This window comes from Rhizobium sp. L43, assembly GCF_002531725.1.
Lineage (GTDB): Bacteria > Pseudomonadota > Alphaproteobacteria > Rhizobiales > Rhizobiaceae > Rhizobium.
On the sequence record NZ_NWSQ01000017.1, the window covers coordinates 87,114 to 104,221 of the forward strand.

Annotated in this window: 12 protein-coding genes and 3 pseudogenes; 6 read left to right on the forward strand and 9 right to left on the reverse strand. The window is 54.8% G+C overall.

Annotation, left to right across the window (positions count from 1 at the left end):
* Positions 1-51 precede the first annotated feature (51 nt).
* The 3 genes from CO667_RS22335 to CO667_RS22345 form a co-directional block, all read right to left on the reverse strand.
* Complete coding sequence (locus tag CO667_RS22335; protein WP_097620438.1) at positions 52-834, reverse strand: FadR/GntR family transcriptional regulator; 783 nt, start codon at positions 832-834, stop codon at positions 52-54.
* 196 nt (positions 835-1,030) lie between these two features.
* The gene (locus CO667_RS22340; RefSeq protein WP_097620440.1) at positions 1,031-2,017 is read right to left on the reverse strand and encodes a substrate-binding domain-containing protein; all 987 of its coding nucleotides are present in this window, start codon (positions 2,015-2,017) and stop codon (positions 1,031-1,033) included.
* A 48-nt stretch (positions 2,018-2,065) separates the two neighbouring features.
* Positions 2,066-3,046, reverse strand: coding sequence for an NAD(P)-dependent oxidoreductase (locus CO667_RS22345; RefSeq protein ID WP_097620442.1), 981 nt, complete (start codon positions 3,044-3,046; stop codon positions 2,066-2,068).
* 244 nt (positions 3,047-3,290) lie between these two features.
* Here CO667_RS22345 and CO667_RS22350 point away from each other — a divergent pair, with 244 nt between their 5' ends.
* Positions 3,291-4,031 (forward strand): ATP-binding cassette domain-containing protein, encoded by a 741-nt coding sequence (locus tag CO667_RS22350; protein WP_097620444.1) that lies wholly within the window; start codon positions 3,291-3,293, stop codon positions 4,029-4,031.
* 37 nt (positions 4,032-4,068) lie between these two features.
* Positions 4,069-5,067, forward strand: a complete 999-nt coding sequence (locus tag CO667_RS22355) for an ABC transporter permease (protein ID WP_097620446.1) — start codon at positions 4,069-4,071, stop codon at positions 5,065-5,067.
* Between the two features lie 99 nt (positions 5,068-5,166).
* On the opposite strand, the gene CO667_RS22360 is transcribed toward CO667_RS22355, so the two are convergent.
* Both CO667_RS22360 and CO667_RS22365 read right to left on the reverse strand, forming a co-directional pair.
* A complete protein-coding gene (locus tag CO667_RS22360; protein WP_097620448.1) occupies positions 5,167-6,189 on the reverse strand; it encodes a DUF808 domain-containing protein in 1,023 nt (340 codons plus the stop codon).
* A gap of 752 nt (positions 6,190-6,941) precedes the next feature.
* Positions 6,942-7,250 carry a sensor histidine kinase gene (locus CO667_RS22365; protein WP_179874197.1) on the reverse strand — a complete coding sequence of 103 codons (309 nt, stop codon included), beginning with the start codon at positions 7,248-7,250 and terminating at the stop codon, positions 6,942-6,944.
* 1,108 nt (positions 7,251-8,358) lie between these two features.
* Between CO667_RS22365 and tnpB the strand changes: the two genes are divergently transcribed.
* Complete coding sequence (gene tnpB, locus CO667_RS22370) at positions 8,359-8,574, forward strand: IS66 family insertion sequence element accessory protein TnpB (protein WP_280953237.1); 216 nt, start codon at positions 8,359-8,361, stop codon at positions 8,572-8,574.
* Positions 8,575-8,808: 234 nt separating this feature from the next.
* A pseudogene (locus tag CO667_RS22375) lies at positions 8,809-9,036 on the forward strand (IS66 family transposase zinc-finger binding domain-containing protein); the annotation flags it as partial.
* Positions 9,037-10,554: 1,518 nt separating this feature from the next.
* Here the strand turns inward: CO667_RS22375 and CO667_RS22385 are convergent.
* Together CO667_RS22385 and CO667_RS22390 are read right to left on the reverse strand one after the other, a co-directional pair.
* Complete coding sequence (locus tag CO667_RS22385; RefSeq protein WP_097620452.1) at positions 10,555-10,962, reverse strand: hypothetical protein; 408 nt, start codon at positions 10,960-10,962, stop codon at positions 10,555-10,557.
* A 706-nt stretch (positions 10,963-11,668) separates the two neighbouring features.
* Positions 11,669-12,397: a sugar transferase gene (locus tag CO667_RS22390; protein ID WP_097620454.1), complete on the reverse strand. Its 729-nt coding sequence runs from the start codon at positions 12,395-12,397 to the stop codon at positions 11,669-11,671.
* A gap of 395 nt (positions 12,398-12,792) precedes the next feature.
* Here CO667_RS22390 and CO667_RS36380 point away from each other — a divergent pair.
* Positions 12,793-12,957, forward strand: a pseudogene (locus CO667_RS36380) (IS66 family insertion sequence element accessory protein TnpB); the annotation flags it as partial.
* 115 nt (positions 12,958-13,072) lie between these two features.
* Positions 13,073-13,326 (forward strand): annotated as a pseudogene (locus CO667_RS22400) (transposase domain-containing protein); the annotation flags it as partial.
* A gap of 110 nt (positions 13,327-13,436) precedes the next feature.
* On the opposite strand, the gene CO667_RS22410 reads toward CO667_RS22400, so the two are convergent.
* Positions 13,437-15,686 carry a polysaccharide biosynthesis tyrosine autokinase gene (locus CO667_RS22410; protein ID WP_245433218.1) on the reverse strand — a complete coding sequence of 750 codons (2,250 nt, stop codon included), beginning with the start codon at positions 15,684-15,686 and terminating at the stop codon, positions 13,437-13,439.
* A 298-nt stretch (positions 15,687-15,984) separates the two neighbouring features.
* The gene (locus tag CO667_RS22415) at positions 15,985-17,106 is read right to left on the reverse strand and encodes a glycosyltransferase family 4 protein (RefSeq protein ID WP_097620458.1); all 1,122 of its coding nucleotides are present in this window, start codon (positions 17,104-17,106) and stop codon (positions 15,985-15,987) included.
* Positions 17,107-17,108 lie beyond the last annotated feature (2 nt).

Genomic DNA, 17,108 nt, shown 5'->3' on the forward strand with positions numbered 1-17,108 from the left:
TCCTTTGCATCAAATTGCTGGCAACACTTCAGCCGGACAGGATGCAAACTCCTATCGCGACCACCGCGCTATGATCTGGTCGGTATTTGCCAAGGCCTTGCGGACCGCGTTGCGCGCCATGGCCGGTCGCTGCAATCGGATGCTTTTCTCAATATTTTCATGAAGTTTCAGTGCGTATCGCAAATTATCTTCCTCTCGCGTGACATGGGCGAAGAGGTGGTTCAGCGCCGACTCGATCAAGACCCCGAGCGGCACCAGCAGATCATTTCCGGAGGCGCGTAAGATCGCGATGTGAAATCGCGCATCGGATTCCGTTCGCTGCTGGAGCGACGTCGCCTGATCCATGTCATGCAGGGCCTGACTGATCGCGTTCATTTGTTCCTCAGTTCGGCGCTCCGCAGCCAGTGCCGTGGCCTCCGGCTCGATCATATGCCTGAGTTCCTGTACGGCCCTCAGAAAGGCTTCCCGATCGGGAGATGCGGCATACCAGCCAAGGACATCTCGATCCAGCAGGTTCCAACGTTCCTTGGGTTCGACCCAACTGCCGATTTTCGGGCGGGAAGAAAGCAGGCCCTTGGCCATCAGCATCTTGATGGCTTCGCGCACTGCCGATCGGCTGACTTCGAAGACCTCAGACCATTTTGCCTCGTTCGGCAGGATCGTGCCCGGCGGGTAGTCGCCGCGCACAATTCGCAGCCCTATCTCGCCGGCCAGAGACACATGAACACTCGCCCCGGCCATGCGGGGAGAATTTGGGCGCCTTGTGGTGGCCGAGCGGTCAACCGTCACCGTCTCGACCGGAGCCGTCGGCCTTCCCGATTTCTTGTCAGGCATTTACGTCTACTGCCTCAGCATTCTTTCGACTGTCTGCGCGTATTATCAAAACAATCGTAATAACGAGGAAGTCGCCTGCGATTGACCCCGCCAAGAAGCGCGGAATCCAGAGCGCGTCAAGCCCTGCGGATCTTCCGATCCGCCTCATGCGGACGGTCGGCGGCACCCATGAACCGGGCGCCGCCAAACCGCGAACCTACTTTTGAATGCAGGTATCGACCGTATCCTTGGTGCACTCATCGAGCCCGGTGAAGACCGGATCTTCTACCGGCTTGCCGGCAATCAGATCCATCATCACCGAGGGCGCCTTGTAGCCCATCTCGAACGGCCGTTGGCCGACGAGCGCCGTCACGAGGCCCTCTTTCGCAATGGCAACCTCGTCGCCGATCGTGTCGGCGGCGCCAATGACAAAATCATTGCTGGCGATCTTGTCGGCCATCGGCTTGAACAGGTCGCGATAGGGTTGCGGCGCACCGAACAATGGCCAGCCACCCATAATGCCGAATGCGTCCAGGTCGGGATTGGCGGCCAGGATATCGGTCATTGCCTGAACACCCTGGGCACCATTGTCATTGGTGAACACCGGGCAGCCGGCGACCTCGGTCCAGCCGCCCTCGCCTTTCAGAGCGGTCAGGCCTTTCTGGCCGGTGAGCGTATCGCGCATACCTTGCGCGCGGCGCAGAATATTATCCGCTCCCGGATTGCCTTCGATCGTGCAGATCTTGCCGCCCTTCGGCTTGGCCTTCTTGATATATTCGCCGATGCGTGCGCCCATCAGATAGTTGTCGGTGCCGAGATAGGTCTTGCGCAACGCGGCATCCTCGGCGGCAAGATCGGCATCGAGCGTCATCACCGGAACCGTCGGATTGGCGGTCTTCAGGGTCTGGGCGATGAGCTTTGCATTCGACGGCGAAATTGCGATGGCGGCCGTGTCTGCCTTGCCCAGCATATCCTGGACGATCTGCGCTTCGCCGGCTTCATCGGATGTCGATGCCGGACCGGTGTAGAAGCACTCGTATTCGGCCGTGGGATTCTCCTTGTTCCATTTCTGGCAACCCTGATTGATGGCTTCGAAGAACGGATTGTCGAGGCCTTTGACGACGATGACCAGTTGCTTCTTGGCCAGGGCCTGCCCGGCGGTCAGTGCTAGAACTGCAGCTGTCAGTAATAATGCCTTCCTCATAGTTTCCTCCCTTGAAACAGACGGACACGACATGCCCGCCACACGAAATCAACCCGGATACCAGACGATGCGAGGCTCCTCCTTCGAACGCTCATATTGCCATGCCGAGTCGATAAGCATTTCGAGATCGTAGTCTGGCCGCCAACCCAGCAGGTACTTCGCCTTGCTGTTATCCATCCAATTGGAATGGAAGCGGCTGGGTATGTCGGTGCAGCCCAGATTACGCGTGCGCTGGAGATAGGCGGCGACTTCGCCATAGTCGACGGGGCGATCCATGCAGATATTGAAAAGTTGCCGCTCCGCCCGCGGGTTGTCGATCGCCGCCAATATGGCCGATACGAGGTCGTCGACATGCACGAAATTGCGTTTCAGCGGACGTCCATCGGCATCGAGCAGCCGCGGCACCGTCCCCATGGCCGCATAGCGCCGCGCCGCCTCTTCCGGAACGAGCGTCTTCCAGTCCGGGCCGCCAAAGACGTCGTCTCCAAAAGACAGCGAATACCTGAAATCGTCCTTTTCCATGATCCAGGGCGCGCGCAGACAACAGCCATTGAGGCCATATTGAATGCCGAACTGCTCCAGCATCACCTCTTCCAGAACCTTGGAGAGCGCATAGCTTCCGGGATAAGCACAATGGGGGGCTTTCTCGGTGATCGGGCCGTCGTGGCGATAGTGGAAATGCCCGATGCCCGCATCGCCGCCGATCAGGATGAACTGGCGTGCCGTGACGTTCGTACGGAATTCCTCAAGCAGCCAAAAGAGACCTTTGACCGTGACATCCATGATATCTTCAGGCGTCTCTTTGCATGTGGCGAGATGCACGACATGCGTAACGTTTTTGAGCGCCGCTGCTACGACATTGCGATCGGCGATCGAACCGCGGATGACCTCGACACGGCTGGTCTCATCGCACACACGGTTGTGACAAAGCGCGCGGATGCGGGCTTTGGAAAAGCTCGGATCGTCAAGCAGCCCAGCTATGAAGCGCCGCCCGACCTTGCCCGTCGCACCGGTCACAAGGATCAGCATGCTCTATCTCCCCGGTGAAAGCTAATATCCAGGCGCCAGTCTCGTCAAATGATATTTGTCTGACAAAACAGATTTTTGCGACAATAACGCCGACACCTCGGACAATGAGTTGACGCTGTCGCTGGGTTTTGCGTAAATGCTCCTGATCGCTTTTCCTGGGAGGACATTGGAAGAGCGAACTCGCTGGAGCCTCGCGTCGAGACACGCGACGGAGAGCCTGTAGTTTTGGGAGGCCAGAAGGCTGGTGGCGGTTCTTGAGCTGACCAATATTTCCAAACATTTCGGCGCCATCCAGGCCGTCAACGATATTTCGTTTTCACTTGAAGCAGGGCAGGTTGTCGGCCTGATGGGCGACAACGGCGCCGGTAAGTCCACATTGGTCAAGATGATCGCCGGCAACTTTCGCCCGAGCCACGGAACCATGCGCCTCGACGGCGCCGAGCTCGTGCTTCATCGGCCGAAGGAGGCACGTCAGCATGGCATCGAGATCGTTCATCAGGATCTGGCGCTCTGCAACAATCTGACGGCGGCAGCCAACGTCTTCCTCGGGCGAGAATTGCGCCGTGGCATATGGCCTCTTCGCGTCCTTGACTATAAGGCCATGTACAAACGCGCCGGCGAGATATTTCGCGAACTGAAATCCGAGACGCGGCCCCGCGATCTCGTCAAGCAAATGTCAGGTGGCCAGCGGCAAGCGGTAGCGATCGGCCGCACGATGCTGTCGGAAGCGAAAATTGTGTTGATGGACGAGCCGACAGCAGCCATTTCAGTGCGCCAAGTGGCCGAGGTTCTCAATCTCATCCGCCAATTGCGTGACCGGGGCATTGTCGTTGTCCTGATCAGCCACCGCATGCCCGATGTCTTTTCGGTCGCCGACCGCGTGATCGTCATGCGGCGGGGCCGAAAAGTGGCCGACAAGCAGATTGCGGCAAGTTCGCCGGAGGAAGTGACGGGATTGATCACCGGCGCCATCGAACAGGTGTGATCGATGCTATCCGTTGCAACAGGAAAGAAGGTCGACGATGGCAATGACACTTGACCAGACGATCGGACAGAAGCAACGGGGCTGGCTGGCATCGGTCTTCAGCGGCCAGACATTCTGGGTGCTGATTGCGGTCATTCTCGCCTGCATTTTTCTGTCGCTAGCAACGGATTCCTTCGCGACCGCGAAGAATATCTATAACATCACCCGCAACGTCACTTTCGTCGCCATTATCGCACTCGGCATGACGCTTGTTATCATCACCGGCGGCATCGATTTGTCCGTCGGCTCGGTGCTTTGCCTGTGCAGCATGGTGCTGGCGGTCGTCATGCACGCGGGATACAGCATTGAAGTCGGCATCGCCGCCTCGATCGGGACTGCTCTTCTGGTGGGAGCTTTCAACGGCGTATTGATCGCCTATCTCGGTTTCCCCCCTTTCGTCGTCACCCTTGGCATGTTGTCTATTGCGCGCAGCCTTGCGATGGTTGCATCCAACAACACCGTCGTTTTCCAGTTTGGTCCCGACCACGACAAGCTGCTGGCGCTGGGTGGCGGCGCCTGGGTTTTCGGCATCGCCAATCCAGTGCTTTACATGGTCGTGCTGGCACTCATCACCGGTTTCGTGCTGCGCTGGACCAAGTTCGGTCGCTATGTCTTTGCCATCGGCGGCAATGAGCACGCCGCGACACTGACGGGCGTTCCGGTGCCGAGGATCAAGGTCATCGTCTATATGATTTCTGCCCTGTCCGCGGGGGTTGCCGGCGTCATTCAAACCGGCTGGCTCGGCGCTGTCACCACAAATATCGGCGCCGGAATGGAACTTCAGGTCATTGCCGCCGCGGTTATCGGCGGCGCCAATCTTGCCGGCGGCGTCGGCACCGCCTTTGGAGCCTTGGTCGGCGCCGCACTTATCGAGGTTATCCGCAACAGTCTTGGCCTGCTCGGCATCAACGCCTTCTGGCAAGGATGCTTTATCGGTGGGGCAATCGTGCTCGCCGTGCTTTTTGACCGACTACGCAACTTGCGACAGGGCGAGTAGGCGAATCCGGCCTCTTGTGAGTGAGCCGGCACGTGCAATGGAGACATCGTGCGCCGGCGAGCCAACAGATTTATCGCAACTTGCCGATGGCCGGGGCCTTCATTTTTTCCCGTCCGCCAACACCCCTTTCCGCCGGCGGCGCGGCAGGCGCGATTTGAGGTACCGCCACATCGGCGAAATAGCGTAGCCTACGACCGGAATTGTGATCAAGCCGACGACAATACCGATGATGCCCGCGCCTGCGGCCTCGACGATCCAGCGCAACACGGACGCCAGAACGGGAATTGCATGTGCGGCCATCTCCCCGGCTTCATGGATCAGATGCGCAAGGCCGCTTGCTCCATAGGCTTCCAGGCCGTGAACGATGATGCCGCCGCCGACCCAAATCATCGCAGCCGTTCCGACAACGCCGAGCACCTTCAGAAAATAAGGCATGCCGGTGACAAGCCCTCGTCCGACCGCGCGCAAGAACGGACCCATCGGAAGCGCCGTCTGCGTCCGCGCCATCATCAGACCCAGATCATCGGCCTTCACGATCAACCCTACGCCACCATAGACCATGACCGTTATGCCCAGTCCAACGACGGCAAGGATGAAGGCCTGCGTGAATATATTGCCTGACGGCAGCGCACCGAGCGTAATTGCCATGATTTCCGCCGAGAGGATGAAATCCGTCTTGATCGCACCGGCGACCTTCTGGTCTTCGAGCGATTGCGCATCGAGGCTTGTCGTCTCGAGTGCCGTTTCATGGGCGTGGGCTGCATGCGGCAGCACCAGCGCGTAGACTTTTTCCACGCCCTCGTAGCAGAGAAAAAGCCCGCCGATCATCAGCAGCGGTGTGATCGCCTGCGGCGCGACAAGGCTCAGGATAAGTGCTGCGGGAAGCAGGATCAGAAGCTTGTTCTTCAGCGAACCGAGCGCGATCTTGCCGATGATCGGCAATTCGCGTGCTGCCGAAAATCCCGTGACGTAGCGGGGTGTGACCGCCGCATCATCGATGACGACGCCTGCGGCTTTCGCGCCGGCCTTGGCTGCCTGGCCGGCAATATCGTCAAGCGAGGCCGCAGCCACCTTGGCCAGCGCGGCGATATCATCAAGAAGGGCGATCAGGCCAACACTCATTCGAGCCTCCGTTGGGAAGACAGACTTAATACAGCGAAAAATGGGAAAACCCGTTATCCCACGACCTCGAGGCGAGACGTGGCATTCTCCGCCGGGAAGATGCCACGCACAGATCGCAACGGCAATGCAGTTATTCGGCCGGCATCGGAGGATATACCCGCAGCTCCTCTTTCGGTGAAACCAGTGAGAGAACGCTCTACCGGTTGACGGCGCTCTTCGTCGATACGCGGATCAGGATTTCCGCGCGCTCGACAGAACCGACAAGCGCTAGAGCGTGCCGCATTCGGCAACGCCGGCATCCGGCCCAAGGGCCAGCGCCTGCAGTTATGATAGGAGCATCGATCTGACGTCCAGCAACGCAAAAAGCCCGCAGGAGGCGGGCATTTGTGTAGCTGATCTTTGAAGGCATTTGGTTTCGTTGGCAGGATTTGTGGTTTTCTGTCCCGGCGCGTCGGCTTCGCCTTCTTGCGCGCCCCTGAAGAGGCGTTAACTCCTCGACCCATTACCAAAAAAAAGCCCGCTTTGCAGCGGGCCTTTTTGTTTGGTTGCGGGGGCCTGATCACACAGTGACTTGTAAATTGGTAGATATTCGAGGGTGTCTGAGCCGTAACAACTATTTATGGAAAATAAGAAGGACTGGCAGACTCGACCGCGCTTCGCGAGCTTCTTACGAAGAGGCGCGATTACGACCCTGGTTCCCATGGAGCCCGCGCTCGTCTCCAGCCGGGCATCCAATTGTTTGACAGGGGCCTTCACGATCGTGTTTCCGAGTCCTGGACTCGTAGCCGGTTCCGCTTTACCGACCCGTTATCTGACACCGTCAACTGCCAATCAGCGGCATCGACCTCGGATGTGACAAGAACCTGGGCATCGGTATGCGTCACGGGAAAGGCATGTTTTATCGCATTGACGAGGAGTTCGGTGACGGTTAGGCCAAGGTTAACGGCGATACTCGAATCCACCACCGCTTGATCTGTCATCACTTTTACCGCGATCTGTTCCTGCCCTCCAATCATTGATGCGTCAAGGCTCTCGCACAGCTTGTTAAGGTACGAGCCCATCTCGGCCTTGTCGACGGCTGCTGACGAGTTTAAGTACTGCTGCACCGCCGCGACACACGCTGTCGAGCTTCCTCCAGAGGGTACCGCGTCTCTTCGTAGCTCACCCACTGGGTCGTGTCGTGCGCGTCACGGCGAACTCGCAAGCAAGATCCCGGCCGGATTCCTCCAAGTCCTCAATCCGTTCAAGGATTTTAATCAGTTCCCCAGACAACACTGCCGTTCAGGCGAGCCAGTATCAGGCCCGAGCGCGCGGTCGACTATTACCCAGGTATCATCTGGTTCTTCGGGCGCCGAATCGCAGTTCTTCAGACATCCGTTTCTTCCTCTGTCTCAGGAGCTTTATAGCTCAAATCGGTATTCTCATGCCCCTGCCAAATTTTATTGTTTAGTAACCGGATACTGTCAGAGTGTGTTCTAGCCATCGCGACCTTAGCGAGCAGCAGTTGTGTTGGCGAGGTCCGACGCCCTGTTCGCACAGGGCGTCGGACCGATTTACCACCGTTCAGATTGCGGGCCGCAAACGTTGAAGGATGATTTGGCGCGTAGGATAGCACGGAGCTCCTTGCAATGTGGCCTCGGCAGTGGCAACGGCTTCGGACCATTTCACTTTGGCTTGCGGCGCCGAGCCTAAAGGGGCAGTTCTTTGACGTCCTAGCAGGCTGTCCCGAATGCAAGCGGCGATCAGCACCGGCTCTTGTGGAATATCGGCAATGCGCCGGCATATGCTGGCCGGATCGAACTGCGACAGGTCTTGTCCATCCACCAGAACGGCTCCGGTCGCCGGCGGTACAGGGCACAAATGACCTTGGCGAGGGTGGATTTACCACACCGAACGACCCTATGATCACCGTCGGTCACCAGACTTCGATCTCACAGCTCAATGCCTGGAGAGCGAACCGTTCGGCCTCATAGCCGAACCACACGTCTCGACCTTGATGGCCGCCCGCTGCGAAAAGCTCGAGCGTACCAAGGGTTTGGAAGATCTAACATTCGACGAATGACAATCGCAGCCGTCCTCCAGACTCTAAAGGCCTCATCGTGATTGGCTCCTCCGGCGCGATAGTCATGATCGCCACCAAGCCGGTCGACTTCCGCAAGGGCGCGGAAGTTGGCCGCTTTGGTGAAGGTTGAAATGGGAGCTGATCCGTTCCCCGGCACGATCTACTTGTTCCGGGCCAAGCGAACCGACCGCATCAACCTGATCTTCTGGGATGGCGGCGGCGTCTGCTTGGTCGCCAACCGGCTTGAGGATGGAGAGTTCGATTGGCCCCGGATGCAAGATGGCGGCGATGCATCTGAAATCCAGTTCTCTCCGCTGTTTTAGGGATTGCAATGGAAACGCGTGCATGCGCCGAGCAAAACGCGCGCCCGTTCGGGCAGGATAGCGTCCGCGACCAATTGAATCAGCCGCATCCGACATCTCGTTCCAAGCGGCAAAATATGCTGGTTCTTGTCCCTATGATATTGGCTCGGCCTGGAACAAGCTCAATAAGTCGAGGCAGATGGGCTTGAAGCGAAGGAAGAGGTGTCGGCCGGTCTGCGCCGGGATCGCATTGCTAAAAGGCGAACGAACCGAGGTTCGTTTCCAGCCCATCTGCCTCGCATTGAGATGGTCGTTAATATCGATGACCATGCCTGCCCAGGCTGTCGTCATAATCTGCATCGGACAGGCGAAGACGTCAGCGAAAAACTCGACATCGTTCCAGCCCAATTCCGGGTGCTGGTTGTTCGCCGACCGAATTACGACTGCCGGGCCTGCGAAGATGTCGTCGTTCAAGCTCCGGCTGAAGGCGCGGGTTTTGGAGACCCACTCGGGTGGACGCCGACAGCAGGCGCAAAGATAGGGTACTTAAGAGTCGTGAATGCTTGAATGATGATCGTTGCCTCAAAAGCCGATCATGGCTCAGTATTTTCACGTTTTGTGGTGACTGTAAGCACTTTTAAACGCTAAAAAGTTCTGCTATCGCGCTAGTGGATCGTGCGATGATGCACCCCTCACAGCGAGAAACTACTCTCCATCACTTGCGCGATCCACACTCTACCACCCACGCATCTTGCCTTCACCTCTCATTAGACTTTCGTTCATTGGCGATTAGACGTTTGATCCTAGACTTTGATGGAGCGTCACTCTCTCCGGATTGGACGGCTGCATTTATGAGACAAATTCTCCATGGCAGCACCGCAACGACAGAGGCAATACAAAACAATTAAGAGAGCCTTCGAAACTCTGCGGTATCAATCAGAGACGGCTCCAAATGAAAGAAACGAACATCCGTCGCCGATCTTTCGACTGATCTGAAAGGACCGAAGTCGACCATTCCTCAAGTGACGCGCTCGTTGCTGCACCAGTGCCAGCAACGCAACGAGCTTACACGTCGATTTCGCCCATGTGCAGCCCGCCAATGGCAAGCTCTACCTCTTCACCCCCATCGACTGAACGTGTAGGTTCGTCTGACCACAGTACATGTCGGCGGCAATCTGGTCAGGCCGTTCCTTAAATTATGCATACCGTGCTGACGGACAATAGCATGCAGTTCGTCAATCGCGCCTGCGATCGATACGCATTGCATCACATCTTCAACAACTGCGACGAGAACAGCTCGAGTATCGGCTGGCTCAGGTGAAACCTTCCTCGACAAAGTTCAGTTCGAGTGGATGAGGTTGCTCGCTCAAGGAGGCTACCGTCAAGCGCTCCCATGACGATGACCCTTGCGAACGCATCTTAGAGACTTCATCGAAGCCTAGTCTAGCATTTCGGCCGCCGTCTCAAGACGCTCAAAGCGCCTTACCCCATACGAATTCATCTGCTGGAGAGGGGACCCGAGCATTTTCCCAATTCGGTCTCCGGCGATCTGGGAAGCCCGCCGTTCTGAAAGACCCATCACAGCGTTCGCATTTCGCTTTTCAGTTGTAGTGCAGTTTCTGAAATTCTATACCCGTGCCTAAGATCGGCTGCTTTCGCGCCGGCCTTCTGCTTCTTCATTCGTCCGTCCTCGAGCCGGAAAGCTCAATTCCATTGGTCAAGAGTTTTGGGGCAGCTTACAATGGGCCAGCCTCTAATCCATTCTGGAGGAAGCTCTCCGTGGCAGGTCAGGCTGTTCTTCGTTCGAATTGGGAGCCACTATGTTCGGCTGGGCCCGCAGGTTAATCTCGTCGATGCAAGACGAACACATTAATTCATCACCATCGATCTTCTTGCCGCTACCACAACGCATGCATACGTGCCCATATTTCTTTTTGCCAAACAGCATCGATCCGACTCTTTCTCAATAATTCTAATACTTTATCGACAAGCGAAAATAGTTCAACTCGCAAGATATTGCGATAATTCTTGCAATTTTAATCGAGTTTTATGGCCTCTCCAGGCGCTCCGAATTCCTTGCCGCAGCGGCAACCCGTGTCGAAAAGGTATCAGTACGCTCGACTTGTTGCGGTACGCTCCCTTGATTCTGTGGATCGTTTCACGGATGTGGAAATCGACATTGTGAAATCGGTACGATTCCTGCGGTGCTTCAGGGACTCCTTCCCCTTCGTCAGCAGGTACCGGAACGTCTTCACCGAACTCGTACCGACCTATCAATGCGAGACCGTGCTGATATAACCTCTGGCCTTTCGTTCCCGAAAGAATTGGGTACACCGCGGCGGCGCTCACCACCTTGGGATTGATCTGCAACTCAGCGTGCGTTGTGATGGAGTTGGCAATGGCGGGCATCGGACTCGCGGCGACAGCCGGCCGGAGGAAATAAATAAATCTCAAAATTGTCCCCAGAAATACCTACAACCATCATTGGCCCAGCGGACTGTTTGATGGCGCCCCCTACGAGCGGACAGTAATGGCAAGATTCGCGGGAGAGTCGAGCCCGGATCCAGACTTTTTCTGGGATTATTAATGGGAGATAAGACTTTATAAACCGAGAAAATACGTCTTGGCTGGAGCGTCCGTATTTTCACTGAAAGCGCATCCCGCGCTTGTGAAGTAGTTTGTGTTAATCGTATCAAAAAGGTATCCAATTCGTCGCCAGAGTGCTTTGCCTTATGTCGGGTTATTCGCATCCAGTGTTTGATCTTGGCGGAGGCTTGCTTGATAGGATTGAAGCTCAATGAGTACTCGGCAGAACTGCATCTGGCGCCAGCCCTCTTTGATGACGTCATGAATTCCAGACCAACGGACCACCGGACATTAACGCCAATACCCCTCCCTTGCTCGTTGCCGCCGCGACGGGATATTCTCGAGAATTCCACGTAAAACGGCACGCGGTTTTGAATGGCAACACAGAACCACATCTCAGGCCGTGGTGCCCATACTGTATTTCGATCGCAGAAGTATCTGCATGCGTAGTTGATCTTCTCAGAAGGTCTGTTCACGTAGGTGGGTTTCTGTCAAAGTAACAACAGGTGTCCGCATGCCTGATTTCTTCTTAGAAGCCGACACCATCTCCGCGAAGTTCACATGCAATAGTGCCAAATACTATACGAATATCCAGCCAGAGGTTGAAGTTTTCGATGTAGTATAGATCCGCATTGATGCGGGCTCGTGCCTTTGCAACCCGGTCGGTTGGTCCCCGTAGGCCGCGCATCTGAGCAAGACCCGTCAGGCCGGGGCGCATAACGTGGCGTCTATGATAGGCAGGAACGAGTTCTTCATAAAGGATTCCACCAGCAAGCATACCGATCGCATGGCACCTCGGTCCGACAAGCGACATATCGCCTCGCAATACATTGTAAAGCTGCGGCAACTCGTCCAAATTTGTTTTGCGAAGTATAGCGCCGAGACGAGTAATTCTGGGGTCGTTTTTTATTGTTTGCTGGGTACCGGTCACGTCACAAAGTTCTGAGCGCATCGAACGAAATTTGTAGACCTTGATTTTCTTCCCACCTTTGCCCCACCGAACCTGAGAAAAAAGCGATGATCCACGGCTCTCAAGCCTGATAAGGAAGGCGATCGTGAGCAAGAACGGCGCGAGGATGAGCAGAGCACTGGCCGAAGCTATGACATCGAACAGACGCTTTAGTATGAAGTTATACGCCTCGGGTCGAGGTGTAACGGCTGCGCCATATCGAGATTGCCAATCAGCAGTGGCATCCTGTACGATCATATTAGCTGGAAAGATATTACTTACACTATCTTCTGTCGTCGCCGTCGACATCGCACTCTGCTCTTAATTGATATTCGGTATGGAAATTTCTTTACTTCGACAAACGCGCGCCGTCATCAAATAAATTAACAAATGGTTAACTGCTAACACTATTTTTGGGTGCATGTCGCGCCCAGGATCACGCCAGCATGATGGATTCCTGCATTATTGGGGACAATTTGAAGTTCACCGATAGCCTGCGGCCGATAATCGCCGCGAGTACAAAGCTAGTGCAGATCCGTAATCAATGAATCGATTGCGAGATGACGTAACGCGGCGAAGCTGATTCAACATCCACAGCGACGACGTGAATGATGACACGAGCGGTCCGCGATCATCTTCCGTTGCGCGTTTGACCGCCGAAGGCTGTTTGCTCCGATTTGCTGATTGGCTTTAAGCGCATGTATATGTCATGCGCTATTTCCGCTATTGAGATCTTGTCCGCCGATGATTTTGGTCGCCGGCGGAAGGTTCGGATCGTTTAGGAAAGCCTACAAGGTTTTCGGCAGGGGTCGGCGACGGCACGGCGATATGGATTGTCGCGGCTATTGTTGACCCGTTGGCGTCGGAATACCGAAGTCGCCTTCTGAGCGATTCCGCGTCAACGGGCTTTGACCTGCCACTGCGAATTTCCTCCAGGATGGATTAGAGTCCGGCCCGCCGGGGCTCTAGTCGCCGCTGGATGAAAGTTCAGTGGCAGGTCAACCCCTGCGCGGTATCGCTCTGAGAAGAAAGGCGTGGCTATTCGCCGGTTCCCTGCGCGGCGGCGAGCGTGCCGCCTTCATGTATTCCCTGATCGTCACGGCAAAGATGAACGATATCGATCTCAGGCCTGGCTGCCGGGCGTGCTCGCACGCATGCCCAGTATTCCCGTATCACGGCTGCCGGAACTGTTGCCGTGGAACTGGACCGCCGGAAGCGCCCGGCAGATGGCGGCCTGATTGCGCGCCCGACGCATGTCTATACGATCGACTACGTCGCCATGCTAATCGGAGAGAACGTCGAACTCATCCAGGAGATCGCGTCCTTCCATAGAGAATCCGCTGTCCGCTCATCCCTCCTGATAATAGGATGAATAGCGATTGTGGTAATATTCGCCCGAGCCATAAGAGCGGTAAAGCTTCAGCCTTTCCGTATCGACCTTGTTGAGGATGACGCCAATGCATTTGCGGAGTAGCTCTGGATGCGTTGAGAAGGTCGAACGGACGACACGTCGCGATGTCCGACCCCATTCAACAACCGCCAGTGATGCATCGAGATGCGGACCAATTGCGCGCGCATCAACAACAGGTCCAAGTGGCGGGAGGTCTAAAACAATATAATCAAAATGAGTTCTAAGCTCTTCCAAAAGATCCACCATTTGAGGTGAAGATAGGAGATCGGAAGAATGCGGGACCCGCCCCCTAACCACCGCAGGCAGGAAGGCAAGCTTCGTCTTGGTGTCGAGAAGCAGCACATTCTGCATTGACTTGTCCTCCAGAATTACCTCCAAAAGACCTTGTTCGGCATGAGGCCCAATGGCGCGCGTTGCACCAGGGTTGCGCAAGTCAGCGTCGATCAGCAGGGTTCTTGCGCCCTGCGTTGCGAGAAGCTGGGCAAAATTGATCGCAACCGTCGATTTTCCTTCTCCCGGAAGACAGGATACGACGCCGACAACCTTACTAGCCCGACCGGTGATCTCCGTATCAAGACCGATCTTCGCACCGCGCAGTGTTTCAGCGAAGACTGACAACGGGTATTCTGTAACATAGCGTGTCGTCAGGTTTCCGGTTTGCAATGCCCGCGGAGAACTAAGCGGTACGTCGCCGGCATCGACATTTTTCGTTTTTACTAGTGGTATATAGCCAACGCATTCAAGGGAAAGGGCGTCTCGGATCTGTTCTCCTGTGCGGAAGAAGCGATCACGAAACTCCCTGTATGCTCCAATAGAACCACCAAAACCAGCACCGAGAATTATGGAAAAAAAGACAACAAGCGACTTTATCGGCGAGCTCGGCTTCATCGGAACACGCGGCGTAGCTATGATTCGGGAGTTGGTGATAGGGAATGATTGCTGCTGGGTTGCTTCTTGGAAGCGCGTCAGAAAGGTCTGATATAGATTCTTGTATGTATCTGCAGTTCGCTCCAGCTCGCGCAGCTGAACTTGCGTCTCGCCTGCTGCGCTGGATACATTCGTTGCCTCGACAACGCTATCCGCTAGTCTCGTTTCACGCTCTTGAGCAACCACCAGCTCACTTTGATAACTTTGTGCAATTCTATTAAGTTCCTCAAACATCTGGCGTTTGTATTCGGCCATTTCATTGCGGAGCCGTACGGCCTGCACATGATTAGGTCCGAGACGCGTTGATATCTCGGCTTCGGTCTTGGAAGCCTCCAGGTATTTTTTGCGAAGTTCGTTTGAAACGGAACTCGCGAGGACATCGGCTACGATCGAATCCGTCTGCCCGGAGTCGATGATCGACTTAACCTGATTGTATTGTGCTTGAACTTGCGCCGTGGCGGCTCGGGCGGTGATGAGTGCGCTGTTCAATTCAGAAAGCTGTTGGTCGCTGAGCAACGAATTACCATTGCTGCCGGCGACCTGTATCAGCCCATGCTCTGTGCGAAATTTTTGAACCGCGAGATCAGAATCGAGAGCCTTCTGACGAAGCTCTTCGATCCGTTTCTGGAGCCAATCACCGGCGCGTTGCATCGCCTCATATTTCGAATCTAACTTCTCACGAATGTATGCATTCGCAATTTCGTTTGCGATTTGAGCGGCAAGGTCCGCTGATTCGGACGTATAACTAATCGACAACACGTAGGACCTACCTATGCGGTCCACTGACATATTCTTGAGTAGCCTATCTGCGGCAATTTCGCGTTTTAAACCGTCTTCCAACTTTTCCGAGTTTGGGAACCAGTAACCGAAGCTCAGAAAAGAACTAATGGTCCCCAAAAAGGACTGCGTGGGGGCCATAAAGATGCCCTTATCTAAAAGCTTCAGTTTATCGATGACCGCAAAGGTAATGGTATCCGATTTGAAGATCTCGGCCTCACTAAGGACAGTTGCATCGTCAGCGACAGGGGTATTCATATTCGAGAGCTGGTTTACGAGCTCGTTATTGCTTCTATCTACAAGAATGCTTGCCTTCGCCGTATATCTCGGTACGGCAGTGAATGCGTAAACAAAACCCAAGACTGCAAATGTGACCATGCAGAGCGCGACGACGCTCCATTGCCGCCGGATGATGGCGAAAAGCTGTTCAACTTTGAATAGTACACCGTGGTCTGCATCGTCCCAATAGCTGTCAGCCTGAATAGGCTGCTTGTCTGGCGATAGCAATGTGACCTCCGTAACAGGCGCTAAGAGCATTTTAATATTTTGACAGTCTTATTAAATGAGGCTTAATTTGGGTTTAACGAAATAAACCGGCGGAGAGTCAGACCACCATCTCCTCCAACGCCATATGTGCGATAGAGCCAAAAGCGATTTGCTCAAGGGAGATTGATCAGCGAGAAATACCGATCGACCTTGCATCAAAGCCAAATCTCAGTAAAGATCAACATCCGCATCAATTCCAACTGGTAGCGACGTTTTCGACACAAATGCCAAGTGCCTAGCTTTTAAGCGCGCAGACAAGTTTTTCAACGTGCCGTCGCCAAGTAAAGTAATCTACTACACTCTGGCAATTTTGCCGCAAGATGCCAAGCTTCATCGCATCATTGAACAGATGCATCATTGCATCCGCGAGAGCTTTTGAATTTCGCGGCAAAACAAGCATGCCGCTCCTTCCATCAACAACCACCTCTGGGATGGCATCGGTAAAAGTTGCTATGGAAGGCAATCCCGCCGCTGCGGCTTCGAGCAATACCAAACCGAATCCTTCGACAGTCAAGGGGTCCGGAACTGCCGCATGAACAAAAACGTCGGCGGCGGCGTAATAGTCCAGAAGCGTCTCTAACGCTACCGGACCTGTGTATTTCACGGAGCAATCTGCAGCGTTGATCTTGTTCTTGATTAGCTCCGCATACCGCAAATCAACGGAGCGCCCTACTACGTGGAATTCCATTTGTTGCTTCATGCTATCTGGAAGAAGGCAGGCCGCGTCGATTGAGTACTCCACACCCTTTCTCGGCTCCAGCCGCCCAACAGACAAAAATACAAATTTGTTGGAGTCGATATTCAATCGCTTCCTGCTTGCCTGCTTATCGCGCTTTTCGGAATATTTTTCTCGATTCACACCAAGCGGGTTTGCTAAAATTTTGGTGGCATTCAAGCCCCCATGTCGTGACACAGCCAAACTTTTTGTGAACTCTGAGTTAGCGTTAAGAAGCTCCAATTCCACAAGTGGATTCAACCATTTCGGCAAAAACCCCAGCATCTTTCCCCTAATCTCCGTACCATGCAGAACCATGGCCCGCTTGCCCCAACGCTTTCCAAGCATAGACAAGAGAAGCCCAGAACGGTGGTCTGCGGCGATTAGAGCATCAAATGACTCACGTCGAAGGGCTCGGCGCAGCCTAAGAAAAGCAACCGGAAGAGAACTAATTTTGAAAGTTCCTTGGGACAACATGTGAACTGGAAAACGCTCGGTGTAAGATTGCGCTCCCTGATTACCCAGCAAAAATACCGTTACGCCATGGCCTTGATTCAGTAGCTCATTAGCCACTTCCCACGCATAGGTAGCAATCCCTCCTGGATATGGAGGAAACTCAGCTGTTATAATACAAAACTTCAAGA